Annotated in this window: 16 protein-coding genes; 4 read left to right on the top strand and 12 right to left on the bottom strand. The window is 62.1% G+C overall.

The genetic code is table 11. The annotated features are described in order from the left end of the window. Window positions 1-161: 161 nt before the first annotated feature. Both fliJ and fliI read right to left on the bottom strand, forming a co-directional pair. Window positions 162-581: a flagellar export protein FliJ gene (gene fliJ, locus AC1RKJ_RS08790; protein ID WP_492792685.1), complete on the bottom strand. Its 420-nt coding sequence runs from the start codon at window positions 579-581 to the stop codon at window positions 162-164. Between the two features lie 105 nt (window positions 582-686). Next, window positions 687-2,012 carry a flagellar protein export ATPase FliI gene (gene fliI / locus AC1RKJ_RS08795; RefSeq protein WP_492790689.1) on the bottom strand — a complete coding sequence of 442 codons (1,326 nt, stop codon included), beginning with the start codon at window positions 2,010-2,012 and terminating at the stop codon, window positions 687-689. A gap of 369 nt (window positions 2,013-2,381) precedes the next feature. Between fliI and ctrA the strand changes: the two genes are divergently transcribed. After that, window positions 2,382-3,083, top strand: a complete 702-nt coding sequence (gene ctrA, locus AC1RKJ_RS08800) for a response regulator transcription factor CtrA (RefSeq protein ID WP_044414657.1) — start codon at window positions 2,382-2,384, stop codon at window positions 3,081-3,083. Window positions 3,084-3,314: 231 nt separating this feature from the next. On the opposite strand, the gene AC1RKJ_RS08805 is transcribed toward ctrA, so the two are convergent. The 9 genes from AC1RKJ_RS08805 to chpT form a co-directional block, all read right to left on the bottom strand. Further along, window positions 3,315-4,196, bottom strand: coding sequence for a DUF1259 domain-containing protein (locus tag AC1RKJ_RS08805; protein ID WP_492790690.1), 882 nt, complete (start codon window positions 4,194-4,196; stop codon window positions 3,315-3,317). A gap of 107 nt (window positions 4,197-4,303) precedes the next feature. Further along, on the bottom strand, window positions 4,304-5,704 hold the full coding sequence (chrA, locus tag AC1RKJ_RS08810; RefSeq protein ID WP_492790691.1) for a chromate efflux transporter: 1,401 nt from the start codon (window positions 5,702-5,704) through the stop codon (window positions 4,304-4,306). Next, window positions 5,701-6,531 carry a chromate resistance protein ChrB domain-containing protein gene (locus AC1RKJ_RS08815; protein WP_492790692.1) on the bottom strand — a complete coding sequence of 277 codons (831 nt, stop codon included), beginning with the start codon at window positions 6,529-6,531 and terminating at the stop codon, window positions 5,701-5,703. Before AC1RKJ_RS08815 ends, chrA begins: the two co-directional genes overlap by 4 nt. A 135-nt stretch (window positions 6,532-6,666) precedes the next feature. Next, window positions 6,667-7,536, bottom strand: coding sequence for a CheR family methyltransferase (locus AC1RKJ_RS08820; RefSeq protein WP_492790693.1), 870 nt, complete (start codon window positions 7,534-7,536; stop codon window positions 6,667-6,669). Next, window positions 7,533-8,708: a protein-glutamate methylesterase/protein-glutamine glutaminase gene (locus AC1RKJ_RS08825; RefSeq protein ID WP_492790694.1), complete on the bottom strand. Its 1,176-nt coding sequence runs from the start codon at window positions 8,706-8,708 to the stop codon at window positions 7,533-7,535. Before AC1RKJ_RS08825 ends, AC1RKJ_RS08820 begins: the two co-directional genes overlap by 4 nt. 92 nt (window positions 8,709-8,800) lie before the next feature. Then, the gene (locus AC1RKJ_RS08830) at window positions 8,801-9,166 is read right to left on the bottom strand and encodes a response regulator (RefSeq protein WP_492790695.1); all 366 of its coding nucleotides are present in this window, start codon (window positions 9,164-9,166) and stop codon (window positions 8,801-8,803) included. Between the two features lie 84 nt (window positions 9,167-9,250). After that, window positions 9,251-9,721 (bottom strand): chemotaxis protein CheW, encoded by a 471-nt coding sequence (locus AC1RKJ_RS08835; protein WP_492790696.1) that lies wholly within the window; start codon window positions 9,719-9,721, stop codon window positions 9,251-9,253. A gap of 11 nt (window positions 9,722-9,732) precedes the next feature. Beyond that, window positions 9,733-12,408: a hybrid sensor histidine kinase/response regulator gene (locus AC1RKJ_RS08840; protein ID WP_492790697.1), complete on the bottom strand. Its 2,676-nt coding sequence runs from the start codon at window positions 12,406-12,408 to the stop codon at window positions 9,733-9,735. Between the two features lie 212 nt (window positions 12,409-12,620). Next, window positions 12,621-13,268 carry a histidine phosphotransferase ChpT gene (chpT, locus tag AC1RKJ_RS08845; protein ID WP_492790698.1) on the bottom strand — a complete coding sequence of 216 codons (648 nt, stop codon included), beginning with the start codon at window positions 13,266-13,268 and terminating at the stop codon, window positions 12,621-12,623. A gap of 203 nt (window positions 13,269-13,471) precedes the next feature. Here chpT and AC1RKJ_RS08850 point away from each other — a divergent pair, with 203 nt between their 5' ends. Continuing rightward, a complete protein-coding gene (locus AC1RKJ_RS08850; protein WP_492790699.1) occupies window positions 13,472-14,332 on the top strand; it encodes a 3'(2'),5'-bisphosphate nucleotidase CysQ family protein in 861 nt (286 codons plus the stop codon). Here the strand turns inward: AC1RKJ_RS08850 and AC1RKJ_RS08855 are convergent. Next, window positions 14,326-14,835 carry a YHS domain-containing (seleno)protein gene (locus AC1RKJ_RS08855; RefSeq protein ID WP_492790700.1) on the bottom strand — a complete coding sequence of 170 codons (510 nt, stop codon included), beginning with the start codon at window positions 14,833-14,835 and terminating at the stop codon, window positions 14,326-14,328. The two genes, AC1RKJ_RS08850 and AC1RKJ_RS08855, sit on opposite strands and share 7 nt — an antisense overlap. Window positions 14,836-14,959: 124 nt before the next feature. On the opposite strand from AC1RKJ_RS08855, the gene AC1RKJ_RS08860 reads away from it, so the two are divergent. Both AC1RKJ_RS08860 and AC1RKJ_RS08865 read left to right on the top strand, forming a co-directional pair. Beyond that, complete coding sequence (locus AC1RKJ_RS08860; protein WP_492790701.1) at window positions 14,960-15,532, top strand: DUF1134 domain-containing protein; 573 nt, start codon at window positions 14,960-14,962, stop codon at window positions 15,530-15,532. 146 nt (window positions 15,533-15,678) lie between these two features. Further along, window positions 15,679-16,980: a hypothetical protein gene (locus AC1RKJ_RS08865; RefSeq protein WP_492790702.1), complete on the top strand. Its 1,302-nt coding sequence runs from the start codon at window positions 15,679-15,681 to the stop codon at window positions 16,978-16,980. Window positions 16,981-17,102: the final 122 nt, after the last annotated feature.

Raw genomic sequence — 17,102 nt, forward strand, 5'->3', positions numbered from 1 at the left:
GTCAGGCGACAAACTCGGCCGATTCCAAGTCGCGAAAAAGCAAAACCCGGGCGTTGCGGCCCGGGTCTCATATCACGGAAACAGATTGCGAAAACCAGCACCTCTGTCCGCTGTTCCTGTTGGCCCGGCAGGTGAGCCCGAAAGGCTCCCCGCCGCGGACCTCAGGCCATCGCCCCGATCCGGGCGCGCATCAAGCCAATGCTGTCGAGATCGGCCTGCTCGCGCGCGTTTTCCTCGGCGCGCTCCCGCGCCTGATCGCGCTCGTCCAGCAACTCGACCTTCTTGAGTTCCTCGAACGCCTCGCCCAGCACGGCCTTGGCATCCTCGAGCTGAACCCGCAGTTCATCGGCGGAGCGGGTCAGGTTCTCCCGGCGCTGGATCGCGGCCTTGGCATAAGTCGGATAGGCAAAATGGGACGGGTCCTGAATGCCGGCGCGATCCTGCTCATGCTGGATTTCGCGCTCCAGATCGACCGACATGCGCTGGAAGTCAGCGATCATGCCCTCGATCTGAGCAACCCTTCGGCGCTTTTCGTCTACCTGAAATTTCTTCAGGCGGATCAGCGTTTCACGTGACTTCATCGACTCGTACTCCCCAGAAGTCCCAATCTGAAAGCGGGACGGAACCGGCTTCCCCACAAGGGCCCCCCCGGTCAAACACAGATGCTGGATCATGGCCCGACAAAGTTAGCGTTCCGTTTCCAAGGTTTGCAGGATTTGCTCCAATCGCCGGTACCCCTCCGCCAAACCGGTCGCTTCATCCTTGGCCTGCCGCAGGAAGTCCTCCAGAGGCTCATGCAGCCGGATCGCCTCGTCGACCTCAGGGCTGGACCCGGCCCGGTAGGCGCCAAGCCGGATCAGTTCCTCCATATCGGCGTACGTCGCCATGGTTTGGCGGGCTTTGGTGATGGTCGGCCAGAATGCCGGATCGGCCGATTTTGGCATGGTCCGCGAAACCGACTTGAGGACGTTGATGGCCGGATAGCGGCCGCGCTCGGCGATGGCCCGCTCCATGACGATGTGTCCGTCGAGAATGCCGCGCACCGCGTCGGCCACCGGCTCGTTGTGATCGTCACCATCCACCAGCACGGTAAAGATGCCGGTGATGGTACCCTCCCCCATACCCGGACCCGCGCGCTCCAGCAGCTTCGGCAATTCCGTAAACACCGTGGGCGTGTAGCCCTTGGCGGTCGGCGGCTCGCCTGCGGACAGGCCTATTTCACGCTGCGCCATCGCAAAGCGCGTCACCGAGTCCATCAGGCACAACACATCCTTGTCGTCGTCGCGGAAATATTCGGCGATCGCCAACGTGAGGTAAGCAGCCTGCCGCCGCATCAAGGCGGGCTCGTCCGAAGTCGCGACCACTACCACCGACCGCGCGAGGCCTTCTTCTCCGAGATCGTCCTGCAGGAATTCCTGCACCTCGCGGCCGCGTTCGCCGACCAGACCGATCACCGAAATGTCGGCGTCCACATTGCGCGCCAGCATCGACAGCAGCACCGACTTGCCGACACCTGAGCCCGCGAAGATGCCGAGGCGCTGGCCCCGGCAGCAGGTGAGAAATGTATTAAGCGCACGCACGCCGAGATCGAGCGGCGCGCCTACCCTTTTGCGGGAGTGGGCCGGCGGCGGCGCGTTCCGGTAAGGCATCGGTGACGGGCCTTGAGTCAGCGGTCCCTTGCCGTCGATCGGCTCGCCCATCGCATTGATGACACGTCCAAGCCAGGACGCGGACGGACGAACCTGGCTGGCTGCATTTGCGATCACGGCGCGGCAGCCGCGCCGCACGCCTTCCAGTCCCGCAAACGGCATGACAACGGCGTTGCTGCCGGTGAAGCCGATCACCTCGCACGGAATGAATCGATTGGTGCCGGTCTCCACAACGATGCGCGCGCCCACCGACATGGCGTGGATCGGTCCCGCGATCTCGACCATGAGACCGCGCACGCCGACCACTCGGCCATAAATGTTGACGCCGTCGATGTCGGATATCTGTTCGGCAAGCGCCTTCATTGCGAAAACCTTAAGTTTCGACGATTTCGCGCCTGTCCCTTAACCCCGTGTTTACCCGCATCGTTAATCATTGCGTCACTGTCTTTGGTGACTGAGAGCGCTCGACCTTCAGAACGAAGGTGTGAGTCGCAGGAGTCGGTTAGGCCCGGCTCTTAATGTGGAACTTGAACGGCTAGGCTACGAAAAGCTGCTTACCCGCAATATCTTAGTGCGATTCGACAAAAATTGCACGATAGAGCTTGCAGACACGAATCAGCATTTGTTAACCATATGTCGTCAGGATCCGAATCAGTTGTTCAAAGGCGTTTCTCCAGTGCCGCAAGTATGCGGCCGGCCTGACGCCCGGAGCGGCGACTATAGGGGACTGGCATGCGCGTATTGCTGATAGAAGATGACAGCGCCACTGCGCAGTCGATCGAGCTGATGCTCAAATCCGAGAGTTTCAACGTCTATACGACGGACCTCGGAGAAGAAGGCGTCGATCTCGGAAAGCTTTATGATTACGACATCATCCTGCTTGACCTGAATCTGCCGGACATGTCCGGCTACGATGTTCTCAAGCAGCTTCGTGTCTCGAAGATCAAGACACCCATCCTGATCCTCTCCGGCCTCGCCGGCATCGAGGACAAGGTCAAGGGTCTCGGCGTCGGCGCCGACGACTACATGACCAAGCCTTTCCACAAGGACGAACTGGTCGCTCGCATCCATGCGATCGTCCGCCGTTCCAAGGGTCATGCCCAGTCGGTCATTCAGACCGGCGATCTGGTCGTCAATCTCGACACCAAGACCGTCGAAGTCGGTGGCCAGCGCGTCCATCTGACGGGCAAGGAATACCAGATGCTGGAGCTGCTCTCGCTCCGCAAGGGTACCACCCTCACCAAGGAGATGTTCCTCAATCATCTCTATGGCGGCATGGACGAGCCCGAACTCAAGATCATCGACGTCTTCATCTGCAAGCTGCGCAAGAAGCTCGCGAACGCTTCGGATGGCCGCAACTTCATCGAGACCGTCTGGGGCCGCGGCTACGTGCTGCGCGAGCCTCACGAAGAGGAAGTCCGCATTCCTGCCTGATATCGGGTTGTACCGGAGCCTGTACGGCTCACCTCCCAGACTGAACCCCCGCCGCAAATGGCGGGGTTTTTGTTTGGAAAAGGCACAATCTCGCCGCGTGGCGACCGGCTTTTAGCCATTACGCGCATAGGGCAAACTGGCGGCGAACTTCGGCCGATAAGGCGAAGCCGGGGCGGGATAAGGCAACCTTATCGCGAGGCCCGGCGCGGCCGCAGATTGCGTTGCACCCTTTCATTTTTCCTTCGGCGGCACGTTGGTCTTCTCGAGTGCCGCTCTCAGGCTGTTCGCGAGTTGCACCGCGTCGTCATTTGCCCAGAAATGGATAAAGAACGTGCGGGGCTCATCCATCAGCATGTGGTTATGGATAGCCGTGACCTCGATGCCATTCGATCGAAGCGCGCTGACAAGCGGATTGACCTCCTCGGCCAAAGCCACGAAGTCGCCGGTGATCGCAGCCTTACCGTTTCCGGTGGGTTGAAAATTGATGGCATGGGCCGAACCCAGCGCTGCGGGAACGGCCATGCCACTATCTGTGATGGTGTCGGCCCGCGGCACGCCAAATTGATACACTCCGCCGGCGGCGCGGCCCTTAACTCCAATCGCCTCATCCAATTTTGCGGTGTCGAGATCGAGCGCGGCGAGCGCACCCGTTGTTGCGGGAGCAACGACGCCGGGCGTCCTGCTGAGCACAAGCGCTTCGCGGATTGTCATCGCCATTTTCACGGGATCACCGTGTCCGCCGATGTGCATGTAGAAAGTCGCCGGAGAGGCGCGCAAAAGATGGTTGTGAACCGCGGTCACTTCCATCCCATCGGAAAGTACCCTGGCCATCACCGGATTAACTTCGCTCTCCGTCAACACCAGATCGCCCATCACCATGGCCTGGTTGCCCTTAGGCTGGAACGCAACCCATCCGCCGAGCGCGAGAGCCGGTTTGATTGCTATGCCGTCGAGGGTCACGTTCAAGTCGGTGCGCGGAAATCCATAGCGATGGACATCCTTGGTAACGGTTGCCGTCCGCCCCAAGACATCATCCACCTGATTCCAGTTTATGTCTTGGCCGTGCGCTGCGGTGACAAGCATTGCACTCAACAACCATCCGAGAATACGCATTGGTTTTCTCCGTTCGGTTTTCATTTCCCAGCCCGAACTCTTTCGATGCGAATTCGTTTCGTTACTCCTTCGTCATGACGATCCTGGAACCCCATATATGATGTGGGTCAGAGAGCTCCGGCCAAATAAAGCAGCATTCCGGCGGAGGCGCAGGCCGCCAACGTCTGCAACATCCCTGTGTTGAAGCGAAAGATCGCTGTTGCCGCCGCGACGGAAAGGGCGAGCGCCCACGGATCGACGCTCCAGAGCAGCGGGGCATCGAACGACATCCCGAAACCGCGCACCGGAGACGTTTCCCGGAAGACGGTGTGGATCGCGAACCAGATCGCAAGATTGAGGATCACGCCGACCACCGCTGCCGTGATCGCCGACAACGCGCCGGTGAGCGCCTTGTTGCCGCGCAGGGTCTCGATGAACGGGGCTCCGAGGAAAATCCACAAGAAACACGGCGTGAATGTCACCCACGTCGCAAGCAGGCCACCGAGCGTTCCTGCGACCATCGGCGGCAGCGTCCCCGGATCGCGGAAGGCCGCCATGAAGCCCACGAACTGGAGCACCATGATCAAGGGTCCGGGCGTTGTTTCCGCCATGCCTAGTCCGTCGAGCATCTCATGCGGTCGCAGCCAGTGATAATTTTCCACGGCCTGCTGGGCGACGTAGGCCAGCACGGCGTAGGCTCCGCCGAATGTCACCATGGCCATCTTGCTGAAGAACACCGCGATCTGGGTAAACACGTTACCCCCTCCAAGCATCAGGAAGAGCAACGCCACCGGTGTCAGCCATAGAAGGAGCCAGACCACAGCGATCCGCAACGAGCGCGCAACAGTCGGGCGCGCATGATCGGGCAATTCATCGCCAAGCAAGGCATCGACCAGCGCAGTCGACGTCTTGCTGTCATGTCCGCCGCCCGCAGCAAATGCGGGAAGGCCGGCCCGGCCGCCGAAATAGCCGATCAGCCCGGCGGTCAGAATGATCACGGGAAACGGCACGTCGAAGAAGAAAATTGCGATGAATGCAGCGGCCGCAAGTCCCTGCATGATCCGGTTCTTCAGCGCGCGTTTGCCAACGCGAAAAACAGCCTGGATCACGATCGCCAGCACCGCAGCCTTGAGACCAAAGAACAGCGCCGCGACAAATCCGACATTGCCAAAGGCGGCATAGATATAGCTCAGCGCCATGATGGCGATGACGCCGGGAAGAATGAACAAGCCGCCAGCGATGATGCCGCCGCGCGTGCGATGCATCAGCCAGCCGATGTAAGTCGCCAACTGTTGCGCCTCAGGACCGGGCAACAACATGCAGTAGTTGAGCGCGTGCAGGAATCGGCTCTCGGAAACCCAGTGCTTCTCCTCCACCAGAATGCGGTGCATCACCGCGATCTGTCCGGCAGGACCGCCGAAGCTGAGCATCGCGACCCGGAACCAGACCCAGAAGGCTTCCCTTGGAGTTGGAAAGACCGGAGTGCTCCGCTCAGCGGAAAACGCGGACGTTGTCGTTACATCGCTCATGCCTTGGCTTTCACTTTTGCTTTATGGGAAGGCCAGTTATGGGTTTCGTCGGTGGCATCGCGGCACCAGCGATAGAACGCGTCATAGAGCGCGAGTCCTGCATCGAGCTGCTCGAGATCGTCCGAATACATTCGCGACAGGCCAAGCGATGCTGCAAGCAATCCCGGCGCCTCTGGTGAAAGGTCGAGAACCGCGGTGTCAGCAGCGCGCACGATCGTTGCCAGATGCTTGAGAGGCGCAGTGTCGAGACCGAACTCCTCGATCATGACATCGAAGGTGCACAGTTTACCGCGATGGCTCCAGAAGACATTTTCAATGTCAAACGGCACCGCTCCAAAACGTTCACCGACTTCCTCCACTTCGGAAGCGGTCACAAAAAGAAAGACCGCGGACGGATCGACGAAGCGCCGGATCAGCCATGGGCAGGCGATGCGGTCAATTTTCGGCCGCGAGCGCGTCACCCAGATCGTGCGCCCCTGCTGATCGCGCGGCGGTAACTTCGCGACGGGCACCACCGGGAACTTCGCCTTCGCCCAGGCTTCATGGCCGCCTTCCAGCACGTCGGCTGAAGCTCCGGCGTGACGGAGCCAGGCGGCGACACCCTCGCTCAGCTTCCCGCCTCTCTTGCAAATGACAACGGTTGCACGGCCGGAGAACTCGGACGCCCAGTTGGCAACTGACTCATGGTCTCGGCGGCGCGCGCCCGGAATGAATTGCGGCTCAGCGGCGATGTCCTCCGCGAGGCGAACATCGATAAGGGCCGGACACTTGGGCGTGCCGATCAGCCGGACGAGTTTGTCGGGTGAGATTGAATTGATGGAAGACATGATGCGTCCCTCTGACGAGAATGGACGCGATTCTTGGGCATGTTGCCTCGTGGGGAGATCGCTTCCCCATGCCCTATTTTAGACCTTAGGGCCGGCTGGTTGTCAATGACGCGCGCGTCGCGTTCCGGTGAAGCGTCAGCTCGACGCGACCGCCTTGTGACTGAACGTTCCCATCCCGGGCACCAGCGATGGCGACGAACGCACCGGGTTGGGGATATAGACGCCGCGCATATCCGGCGCAGACCGATAGGCGTCGGTTAGCCCGATCACCGTTTCCGCGGCACCCAGGAAAAGGTAGCCGTCGGGCTCGTTCACCTTCTGCATGCGACCGAACACATCGATCTTGGTCGGCTGGTCGAAATAGATCAGCACGTTGCGGCAGAAGATGATGTCGAAAACACCGAAATGGGAAAAATCCTGAAGCAGGTTGATCTGCTGGTAACGCACCATGGCGCGAATGTCGGCATTGAGCTGCCAGACATCGCCTACCTGCTTGAAATGCTTCACCAGCATCTGAATCGGCAGACCGCGCTGAACCTCGAACTGGCTGTAGATTCCCGACTTCGCCTTTTCGAGAACGTCCTGAGACAGATCGGTCGCGACGATTTCCGCGCGCCAGCCCGCGGGCAGCGCTTCCTTCAGGATCATGGCGAGCGAGTAAGGCTCCTGCCCGGTCGATGCCGCCGCACACCAGATGCGCAGGCTGCGGCGATTGGCGCGCACCTTCAGCAACTGGGGAAGAACGGTGTCGCGAACGTTTTCGAACGGCACCTTGTCGCGGAAGAAGAATGTTTCGTTGGTGGTCATCGCCTCGACCACATCGACGACCGTTGCTTCCGAGCCGGCCTTGATCTTCTGGACCAGTTCGCCGATGCCCGCCAATCCGGCCTTGCGCGCAAGCGGCAGCAGCCGGCTTTCGATCAGATACTGCTTGTCGGACGACAACAGCAATCCAGACCGGTCCTTCAGAAGCTTTCGCAGAAACTCGTAATCCAAAGGTGTCACGCGCGAACTCCCGAAAATACACGAACAACCTTTGGAGCGATCTGGTTCAGCGGCAGAACGGCCGCGCAAAGTCCTGCATTGGCGACGGCGCCCGGCATGCCCCACACCACGCTGGTGGCTTCATCCTGCGCGACCACATTGCCGCCCGCATCGACGATGGTCCTGCTGCCACGCGAGCCGTCCGATCCCATCCCGGTCAGCACGACCGCGAGAATTCCGGCGTGCCAGACATCGACAGCCGACGCGAACAGCGGATCGACGGCCGGCTTGCAGAAATTGATCTGGGGTCCGTCATCGAGCGCAATGACGGCGCCGGCGCCGGAGCGCGCGACGCGCATATGGCGGCCACCGGGGGCGAGATAAATCCGCCCCGCCGTCACCGCTTCGCCATCGACGGCCTCATGGGCGGGATGTCCGCTCACGCGCCCCAGATGCTCTGCGAGAATGGTCGTGAAGGTCGGCGGCATGTGCTGTGTGATGAGAACGGGATACTGGTCGATCACAGGTCCGATGCCGGCCACCAAACTCATCAGCGCCTGCGGACCGCCCGTCGATGAACCGATCAGGAGAACGCGCGGCGGCGCGGCGCTGAACGGCCGGATCACCAGCTTCGGATGGGCGACCGGCGGCAGCGTGCCGGCCGGCGTCCGTGGCAGCGGCGCGCGCGCCGGTTCCGCCGCTGGCGAAAGCGAAGGGCTGGGAACGACCGCCGAACGGCGCAGCCGCGCGCCGAGATGGCGGATTTTTTCGATCAGATCCCGCTTGAAGATGTCGGCGGCGGAAATCTCGCGGGTGCTCTCGGGCTTTGGAATGTAATCTGCCGCACCGAGCGACAGCGCCTTGAAACTGATTTCCGCATTCCGGCGGGTCAGGGTCGACGCCATGATGATGACGAGGTTGCGCTTCTTCTCGAGCAGCAACGGCAGCGCCGAGATGCCGTCCATGTCCGGCATTTCGATATCGAGAACGACAACATCGGGATCGACGCGCGAGACCTGATTGACGGCGTCCAGCCCGGTCCGGATTGACGCGGCGACCGTCAGGTCGGGCTCGGCCTCGATCCAGCGGGAAATCAGTCCCCGAATGACGGCGGAGTCGTCGACCACCATGACGCGCAACGGTTCATGCCGTTGTGCAGCCGAGCCGGGCGGATTCAGGACTGCAACGCTCATCAGGACAACCAACTCTACGCAACCGAAGGTAACAGAACGACTTCAGACAAACGATCCGGACGGCGGCCGCAGGCCGCCGTTCCAGCACAGCGTCAGATCAGGCCGACCTCATGAAACTTCGCCGTCACGATTTCCTTGTCGAACGGCTTCATGATGTACTCGTTCGCGCCGGCGTGCAGCGCGCGCGCGATATGCGCGACATCGTTCTCGGTGGTGCAGAACACCACCTTTGGCCTGTCGCCGTCGGGCATCAGGCGCAGGTTGCGCAGGAATTCATAACCGTCCATCACGGGCATGTTCCAGTCGAGCAGGATTGCGTCCGGCATTCCGCGCTTGCAGACTTCCATGGCCTTCTCGCCGTCCTCGGCCTCGACGATCTGGAAGTCCAAACCTTCCAGGATGCGCCGCGCGACTTTCCGGATGACGCTCGAATCGTCAACGATCAAACATGTCTTCATTTTAGCCTCATGTTTCTGCCGTTCCCGCTTGGCGGCGCTCGACGGGATCTTGTGCGTTGCTTCCCAAATTCTTCTTTTAAATCGTCAGGCGGCCATCATGTCTGGCGCGATCTCCAGAACGCGATCGACATCGAGGACCACCATCAATTGTCCATCGAGCCGATGGACGCCGCCGGCCATCTTCGCCATCCGCGGATCGAGATTGACCGGGTTCACCTCGCGGCTGTCGTCGGCAAGCTTGAGAACCTCTCCGATGCTGTCGATCAACAGGCCGTAGGACTCGCCGCGCAGATCGACACCCACCGCCATCGGGGGACGGCCGTCGTCGTTCCTGGAGAGACCGAGACGCGCGCGCATATCGATCGCGGTGACGATCCGGCCACGGAGATTGAGAACACCGGCGACGTCAGCCGACGCCAGCGGCACCCGCGTCAGCCGTTCCGGCATGAACACGTCCTGGACCCGCGAAATCGGCAGTCCGAACAATTGGCCGCCGATCATCGCGGTCACGTATTCGGTGATCCCGCGGTCGGCGCTCTCGACGTTTGCATCCATGGTCATTTTCCTTACGCCGCCTGAGTCATATCGGCGGTCTGTTCCTTCAGCGCCGCGATCAGTCCCGGACGATCGAACTTCGCGACATAATCGTGGAAGCCGGCCTGACGGCCGCGCTCGATGGCGGCCGGCGAAACCAGCGACGACAGCGCGATGATCGGCATCGCTTCGGTGCGCCGGTCGGCGCGGATGGCCTCGGCGAACTCGAACCCGTTCATGTCCGGCATTTCGATGTCGGTCAGGACCACATCGAACTGGTTGCCGGAACGCAGCACGGTCAAACCTTCCTGTCCGCTCTGCGCGACGGTCACGCGATAGCCCGCGGCTTTCAGCACCGGCGCCAGCATGTTGCGGAAAAATGCCGAGTCATCCACCAGCAGGACGGTCTGGGCGTTCGCCGACGGGCGCATTTCCTTGCGGTTGAACCAATCCGCGAAGGCCATCGGCAGGAAATGTCCGACATCGATCACTTCGGTGGCCTGGCCCTTCACGACGGCCGAGCCCAGCACGCCATCGCGGGTGCTTGCCACTTCGATGCTCAGATGCTCCTCGACGATGTCGATGATCTCATCGACCACGAGGCCCATCGAACGGCCATCGTCCGAGAACACGAGGATGGGCTGCACGCCGTTTTCCCGCAGCGACACGCCTTCGATCTCCACCAGCGGCATGAGCTGCTCGCGGTACTGAACCATGTAGCGGCCGTTCGAGAACTCGATCTTCTCGACCGCGATTTCTTCGAGCCGCGTGACCAGCGCCAACGGCACCGCCTTCGGCTGCGCCGATCCGGCGCGGAACACCAGCAGGGACGTCAGCTGCGCGTCGGAATTCGTGCGCATCGCCGCGCTTTCATCTCCGATCTCGCTTTGCGTCGCGGCCGCGGTCCCGAGCGACTGGGCGATCCCGTTCGGATCGATAATCATGATGACCGCGCCGTCGCCGAGAATCGTATTGCCCGAGAACATCCCGATATGGCGGAGCTTGGTGGACATCGGCTTGACGACGATTTCCTCGGTATGAAAAACGCCGTCGACGACGATGCCGAATGTCTGGTTGCCGACCTGCGTGACCACGATGAAGCCGTTCTCGGGGTCGATCTCCGCGCCGTCGTCGATCTTCAGAAGTTTCTTCAGATGCATCAGAGGCAGCAGCTTGTTGCGCAGCCGGAGCACCGGCGTGTCCTTGATGCGCTCGATGCGATGCTCCGAATTGGAGCGGGCGCGGACGAGTTCGACCACGGACAATTGCGGAATCGCAAAACGGTCGCCGGCGGCTTCCACGATCAGCGCGGAGACGATCGCCAGCGTCAGCGGAATCTTGATGGTGAAGCTCGACCCCTCGCCCGGCACCGACTTCACGTCGATGGTGCCGCCGATCTGGTCGATATTGGTGCGGACCACGTCCATGCCGACGCCGCGACCCGAGACACTCGTCACCGCCGCGGCCGTCGAGAAGCCGGGCGCGAATATGAACTTGTGGATCTGCGCTTCGGACATCTTGTCGATGTCGGCTTCGGTCGCCAGCCCGTTGGAAACCGCTTTCGCCTTGATGCGCTCGGTGTTCAGGCCGCGCCCGTTATCGGCAATGCAGATGATGATATGGCCGCCCTCATGATAGGCGGAGACGCGGATCGTGCCCTGCTCCGGCTTGCCGACGGCAACGCGGTCGGCGGTCGACTCAAGGCCGTGATCGGCCGAGTTGCGGACCATGTGCGTCAGCGGATCCTTGATCAGGTCGAGCACCTGACGGTCGAGTTCGGTATCCGCGCCGTGCATCTCAAGTTCGATCTGCTTGCCGAGTTCGCTCGACAGGTCGCGCACGATGCGCGGCAGCTTCTGCCAGGCGTTGCCGATCGGCTGCATGCGCGTCTTCATGACGCCTTCCTGCAATTCGGCGGTGACGTTGGAGAGCCGCTGCAGCGGCACCTTGAACTCTGAGTCCTCGTTGCGGCGGCTGATCTCGAGCAACTGGTTGCGGGTCAGCACCAGCTCGGACACCATCGTCATCAGATGTTCGAGCGTATCGACGTTGACGCGGATCGACTGGTTGGCGACCTTGTCGCCTTCGGCGGTGTCGTTCTCGATCACCGGCTTTTTCGGCTTCGGCGCTGGCTTCGCGGCGGCCGGCTTCGGAGCCGGCGCGGGAGCGGGAGCAATCGGCGGCGAGGGAATTTCCATTTCGGTTTCGCGGAACGCGCGTTCCAGCTCATCCAGCGAGACCTCGCCGGGGCGCAGTTCGCGCTCGAGCGTCTGACCGGTCATGACGCCAGCCGTCGCGGCGGCCGGGGCAGCAGGCGCCGCCATCGCAGCCATGCCCTGATCGACCATATGATGAAGCGCGTCGATCAGATCGACGTCGGCGCCTTCCGGTTCGGCCTCGGTCGCTTCGAGTTGTCCGAGAATTTCCTTGATGCGGTCGATCGTGCTCAGGATCAGCGTGACGGCGGCACCGGTGACCGGCATTCCGTCGCGGAATTTTCCCATCAGCGTCTCGGCGGCGTGGGCGAGCGCTTCCAGGCGCGGCAATCCGAGAAAGCCGCAGGTCCCCTTGATCGTGTGAACGAGCCGGAAAACGTTATCGAGAATTTTTGCGTTGTTCGGATCCTGCTCGAAACGAACCAGCTGATTGTCGACAGTGTCGAGACTCTCATTGGTCTCGGTCAGAAATTCACGCAACAGATCGTCCATGAAACCAGGCCTTCACGCAAAACGGGCGTGCAACGCACGCCTCCCGAATGCAGTCAGTTTCAACACAAAGCGTTTAATAATGGTTGAGTAATCAGAAAAGAACGCGCTGAACAAAGCGCTAATAGGCATCGCCCCGGAAAGACGTGCTCTCCGGGGCGCCGATCATTAAGAGTTTATGAAGATGCGGCCGACGCGAACGTCAGAACCGGACGTCAGGCCGCGGTGACGGTCACCGCGTCGGGCTCTGCCGCGAGCGTCACCTTCAGCCCGCAGGCCTGCGCCAGCAGCGCCGTGTAATAAGGCTGGACGGCATGGGCGGAAACCGACCCGGCATTGTCGAGGTTCAATTGAGCCGCGACGTTTTGTGGCTCGCGGGCGTTGGTGCCGGCGGCGCGAATCGTGAAGCCCATCGTGTCGGCCTCGCCGACAGGATCGACGATGAGCTGGCCGCCGCGCGGGATCGCCTGCTGCGCGATGACGAACATGTTCAGCAGCAGCTTGACCCGGTTCTTCGCCATCAGGACGTGCGGCAGATTCCAGACGATCTTGGTCTTCTCGTCCTCGAGATGATTGCGCGTCATCTTCTGCGCCTCGCCGAGATCGATCTGCGAGCCAGCCGATCCTGCGGCGCCGTAGGCGATGCGGCAGAACTGCAGCCGCGCGGAGGTGGATTTCGCGCTCTTGCGGATCAGGTCGAGCGCGAACTCCTTGTCGTCTTCCTTATTGCTGCTGTCGAACACCTCAAGGCCGTTGACGATCGCGCCGACGGGGTTGATGAGATCGTGACAGACACGCGAGCACATCAGCGCGGCGAGTTCGAGAGCGTCGGGAGTGGGACCGGGGGTCGACGTGCCAGACATGAGATTCCTTGGATTGTCTTGAGATTCTCGGCGATTTCCTGCAACCACGATAACGATAAGGCTGCGCGGTGCTGACGCGGCGAATCACGCCTGCTCTATGATTTGATACACTGCGGCTGCTTCTGCTGCCACCGACGAGGGAATATGAACCACAGCAACCGCAGCGGATTGAAGGCCAATATGCGCGCAACCGGGACCGATCAATGACCAAAACCTCCGGGCCTGCGATCGATGTGGATGCTGCGGCAGCCCTGATGGAGCCATTGACGGACATCGTGGTCGCGGCCGGCGCGGCCATCCTCGCGGTGAGCCGTTCTACCATGCAGATCGACGGCAAGTCCGACGGCTCGCCGGTGACGGAAGCGGATATGGCCGCCGACGGCATCATTGCGAGCGGATTGAGCAAACTCGCGCCGCACATCACCGCGCTGTCGGAAGAACGCACCCATCTGGCCGAGCGCCCTTACGGACACAGCTTTTTTCTGGTCGATCCGCTGGACGGCACCAAGGAGTTCATCGCCGGGCGCGACGAATATACCGTCAATGTCGCGCTCATCAGTTCCGGCGTGCCGCTTCTCGGGATCATCGCCGCGCCCGCGCTTGGGCTGGTCTGGCGCGGACTTGTGGGCCGGCAATCGGAGCGGCTGATGGTGACGAAAGACGGCAAAACCCGTTCGGCCCAGCCGATCCGGACCCGCCCTCACCCCGCGCCGGGCGGTGCGTGGATCGTGGCGGTGAGCCGGTCGCACGGCGACGAGCGGACCGAAGCCTTCATCGCAGCCCGCCCCGGAGCGATCCGGCAAGCCCTGGGCTCGGCGGTCAAGTTCGGCCGCGTCGCCGAGGGCGGCGCCGACATCTACCCCCGGCTGTCGCCGACATCCGAATGGGACGTGGCGGCCGGTCATGCCGTGGTCACGGCGGCAGGCGGCAGAATCACGGACAGCAAGGGAGCCGCCCTGCGCTTCGGGGAGGCCCGCGAGGGCTTTCTGGTTCCGGAATTCATCGCATGGGGCGACCCGGCCACTGTGGCCGGTAACCTTCGACCAAGAAGCTTGGATCAGTAGCTCGAGAGGGTTTCCACCAGCACCGGCCAGTTGCTCCCGGCCTGTTTCAGCACGCCCTTCGGATCGGCCGCGAAGGCGCTGCGGTTGTCTTCGCGGCTGAACAGATAAAGCCGCCCGCCCGAAATCAGCCACAACTGGGGCCGTCCCGCGACGATCTTGCCCCGCGCGGCGTCGATGGGGTCGTAGCCGCCGAATTGGGGTCCGTAAATCTCCGGATGGGCCAGAAAAATGGCCCTGTTGGCTTCATTCCGGAAGCGCCAGATGCTCCCGCCCTCGTTGGCCTCGACCGCAGGCTGTCCTTTGGCCGCCTCGGCATCCGTGAAATAGGCCACCGGATCGAAACCATCGATGGCAAGGCCGCTGTGGCGGTTGACGACCACCCGTTCAGTGACCGCCGCCCATGCTCCGGCGCACGGTCCGGCCAGCCCGGCAGCGCCCGCAAGGACCGCAAGGCAGGCAATTCTAAGGTAGAGCCCTTTGTCTTCCTGCCGCCGTGCCGTCATAGTTGATGCCGATAAACATTCGAGTCGGGGACGTGGGACCGCAGCTTAGGCCTGTGCTTGTCAGCAAGGGGTTAAGCGATGGACATGAAACTCCGCCATCTGGTGCTCCAAGGGGTTTTCTTTCATGACCTTCGCTTCGCGTGTTGCGGCGCTGGTATTTGCAGCGACGATTTCCCTGGCGATGCCGGCTTCTGCCCAGCAGCGCGCCGGCGGCAGCAGCTATGGCCCCGACGAACTGTCGGCAGCAGGCCACCGGTTCTTCGGCGGCGTGTCCCGGGGCCTCGCCTCGGTGATCGAGCGCGCTGTCAGCCAATGGGGCCTGCCCAACGGCTACGTGCTCGGAGAGGAAGGCAGCGGCGCTTTCGTCGCCGGTCTGCGTTATGGCGAAGGCACGCTCTACACCAAGAACGCCGGCGATTTGCGGGTCTACTGGCAGGGGCCGTCGGTCGGCTTCGACTGGGGCGGCGACGGCGCACGCACCATGGTGCTGGTCTACAATCTGCCCGCCACCGACGCGATCTATCAGCGCTTCGCCGGCATCGACGGCTCCGCCTACATCATCGGCGGATTCGGCATGACGGCGCTGACGGCGAACGGCATCGTGCTGGTCCCGATCCGGTCCGGCGTCGGCCTGCGGCTGGGCGCCAACATCGGCTACCTGAAGTTCACCCCGCGCGCGACCTGGAATCCCTTCTGACGCTGCCGTCCGGCTTTACCGGAACGGCCTTGCGGGCGCGCTTTCGAGCGGCCCGGCGGATTCACGTTAACGCACTGTCCGGCTAGCTTTTTCCCCGCCCGCCATGGCATGGTGACCGCGTTAATTCTGGCGCAGGGATAATGCCTATGGTCGAGCCGATCATGTATCTGGCGATCGGTTTTCTGGTCTCGATGCTGTTCGGTCTGATGATCGTGCCGCTGGTGCATAACCGTGCGGTGCGGCTGACGACGAAACGGCTTGAGGCCGCGACTCCGCTCTCGATGGCCGAAATTCAGGCCGACAAGGATCAGTTGCGCGCCGAGTTCGCAATGTCCGCGCGCCGGCTCGAAATGAGCGTCGAGCAGCTCAAGAACAAGACCAGCAGCCAGCTTGCCGACCTCGGCAAGAAATCGGACGCGATCAATCGCCTCAAGATCGAGCTTGGCGAAAAGAACGCCGCGATCTTCTCCCTCGAAGCGCGCGAGAAAGCGCTGAAGGATCAGTTGCGCGCGACCGAGGAAGAATTCGCCACCAAAACGCAGTTGCTGCGAACCGCCGAACAGCAGTTCTCCGACAAGCAGACCGAACTGGCGAAGCTCAACAGCGAATTGTCCGAGCGCTCGATGACGGCCGAAAGCCGCCAGATCGAACTGGTCGCGGTCCGCAGCCAGATCGAGGTTCTGCAAAACCGCGTCAGCGACGCCGAGAAGGACCTCGCCGGCAGCCAGCAGCGGCTCACCGATCATCGCAACGAAGCGGACATCGCGACGCGCGAGTTGAGCGCCGCGCGTGGAAAAGTGGAAGATTTAAACGGACGGGTCGGCGATCTCGACCGTCAGCTTGTATTGCAGACCAAAGAGACCGAGATGCTGTCGGCGCGCGTCACCGATCTCGAAAACCGTCTCGCCCTGCAGGGCAAGATCCTCGCCGAACGCGAATACGAGAACAACCTGCTGCGCCAGCAGGCCGAGGCCGCGAAACAGACCGAGCAGAAACTGCGCGAGGACATGACCTCGGGCGCCGGCAATTCGGCGGCGGTGGAAAAACTTCGCGCCGAAAAAGCCTCGCTCGAAGAACAACTCGGCGTCGCCCGCGACGAGCGCGCGAAACTTCAGCGCGACATCAATCTCATCCAGCAGCAGGCCGAGAGTTCCTGGTCCACCGAGCGGATGGAAAATGCGCTGCTGCGCGAACGCATCAACGACATCGCCGCCGAGGTCGCGAAGCTCGCCGTGACGCTCGAAGGCCCGGACTCGCCGATTGAAGCAATCCTCGCGTCGGAGGAACAGAAGCCCGCGATCAGCGCCATCGTCAAAGCCACCACGGCGAACGGATCAGCTCCGAACGGCGCATCCGCGAATGGAGCGACGACCGAGGCGCGCGGCACCCTCGCCGAGCGCATCCGGGCCTTGCAGGCCCATGCCTCCCGTGCGCGCCAGCCGACCTGACGCATTCCGCCGCATTTCACCGGCAAGATCACGCTTTCACTGGCGATTTAAGGCGAAATCCCGTCAGGCGGACAGGCCGCGCTTGACACTATGGCCTGCCGTTCCGTAAATCCCGGCCTGCG

The sequence above is a fragment of the Afipia sp. GW822-FHT04G07 genome (genome assembly GCF_058800765.1).

What these genes read in the sequence shown, in the direction of transcription:
- fliJ (WP_492792685.1), bottom strand. Translation starts at nt 581, where the DNA reads ATGAAGTCACGTGAAACGCTGATCCGCCTGAAGAAATTTCAGGTAGAC.
- fliI (WP_492790689.1), bottom strand. Translation starts at nt 2,012, where the DNA reads ATGAAGGCGCTTGCCGAACAGATATCCGACATCGACGGCGTCAACATT.
- ctrA (WP_044414657.1), top strand. Translation starts at nt 2,382, where the DNA reads ATGCGCGTATTGCTGATAGAAGATGACAGCGCCACTGCGCAGTCGATC.
- AC1RKJ_RS08805 (WP_492790690.1), bottom strand. Translation starts at nt 4,196, where the DNA reads ATGCGTATTCTCGGATGGTTGTTGAGTGCAATGCTTGTCACCGCAGCG.
- chrA (WP_492790691.1), bottom strand. Translation starts at nt 5,704, where the DNA reads ATGAGCGATGTAACGACAACGTCCGCGTTTTCCGCTGAGCGGAGCACT.
- AC1RKJ_RS08815 (WP_492790692.1), bottom strand. Translation starts at nt 6,531, where the DNA reads ATGTCTTCCATCAATTCAATCTCACCCGACAAACTCGTCCGGCTGATC.
- AC1RKJ_RS08825 (WP_492790694.1), bottom strand. Translation starts at nt 8,708, where the DNA reads ATGAGCGTTGCAGTCCTGAATCCGCCCGGCTCGGCTGCACAACGGCAT.
- AC1RKJ_RS08830 (WP_492790695.1), bottom strand. Translation starts at nt 9,166, where the DNA reads ATGAAGACATGTTTGATCGTTGACGATTCGAGCGTCATCCGGAAAGTC.
- AC1RKJ_RS08835 (WP_492790696.1), bottom strand. Translation starts at nt 9,721, where the DNA reads ATGGATGCAAACGTCGAGAGCGCCGACCGCGGGATCACCGAATACGTG.
- AC1RKJ_RS08840 (WP_492790697.1), bottom strand. Translation starts at nt 12,408, where the DNA reads ATGGACGATCTGTTGCGTGAATTTCTGACCGAGACCAATGAGAGTCTC.
- chpT (WP_492790698.1), bottom strand. Translation starts at nt 13,268, where the DNA reads ATGTCTGGCACGTCGACCCCCGGTCCCACTCCCGACGCTCTCGAACTC.
- AC1RKJ_RS08850 (WP_492790699.1), top strand. Translation starts at nt 13,472, where the DNA reads ATGACCAAAACCTCCGGGCCTGCGATCGATGTGGATGCTGCGGCAGCC.
- AC1RKJ_RS08855 (WP_492790700.1), bottom strand. Translation starts at nt 14,835, where the DNA reads ATGACGGCACGGCGGCAGGAAGACAAAGGGCTCTACCTTAGAATTGCC.
- AC1RKJ_RS08860 (WP_492790701.1), top strand. Translation starts at nt 14,960, where the DNA reads ATGACCTTCGCTTCGCGTGTTGCGGCGCTGGTATTTGCAGCGACGATT.
- AC1RKJ_RS08865 (WP_492790702.1), top strand. Translation starts at nt 15,679, where the DNA reads ATGGTCGAGCCGATCATGTATCTGGCGATCGGTTTTCTGGTCTCGATG.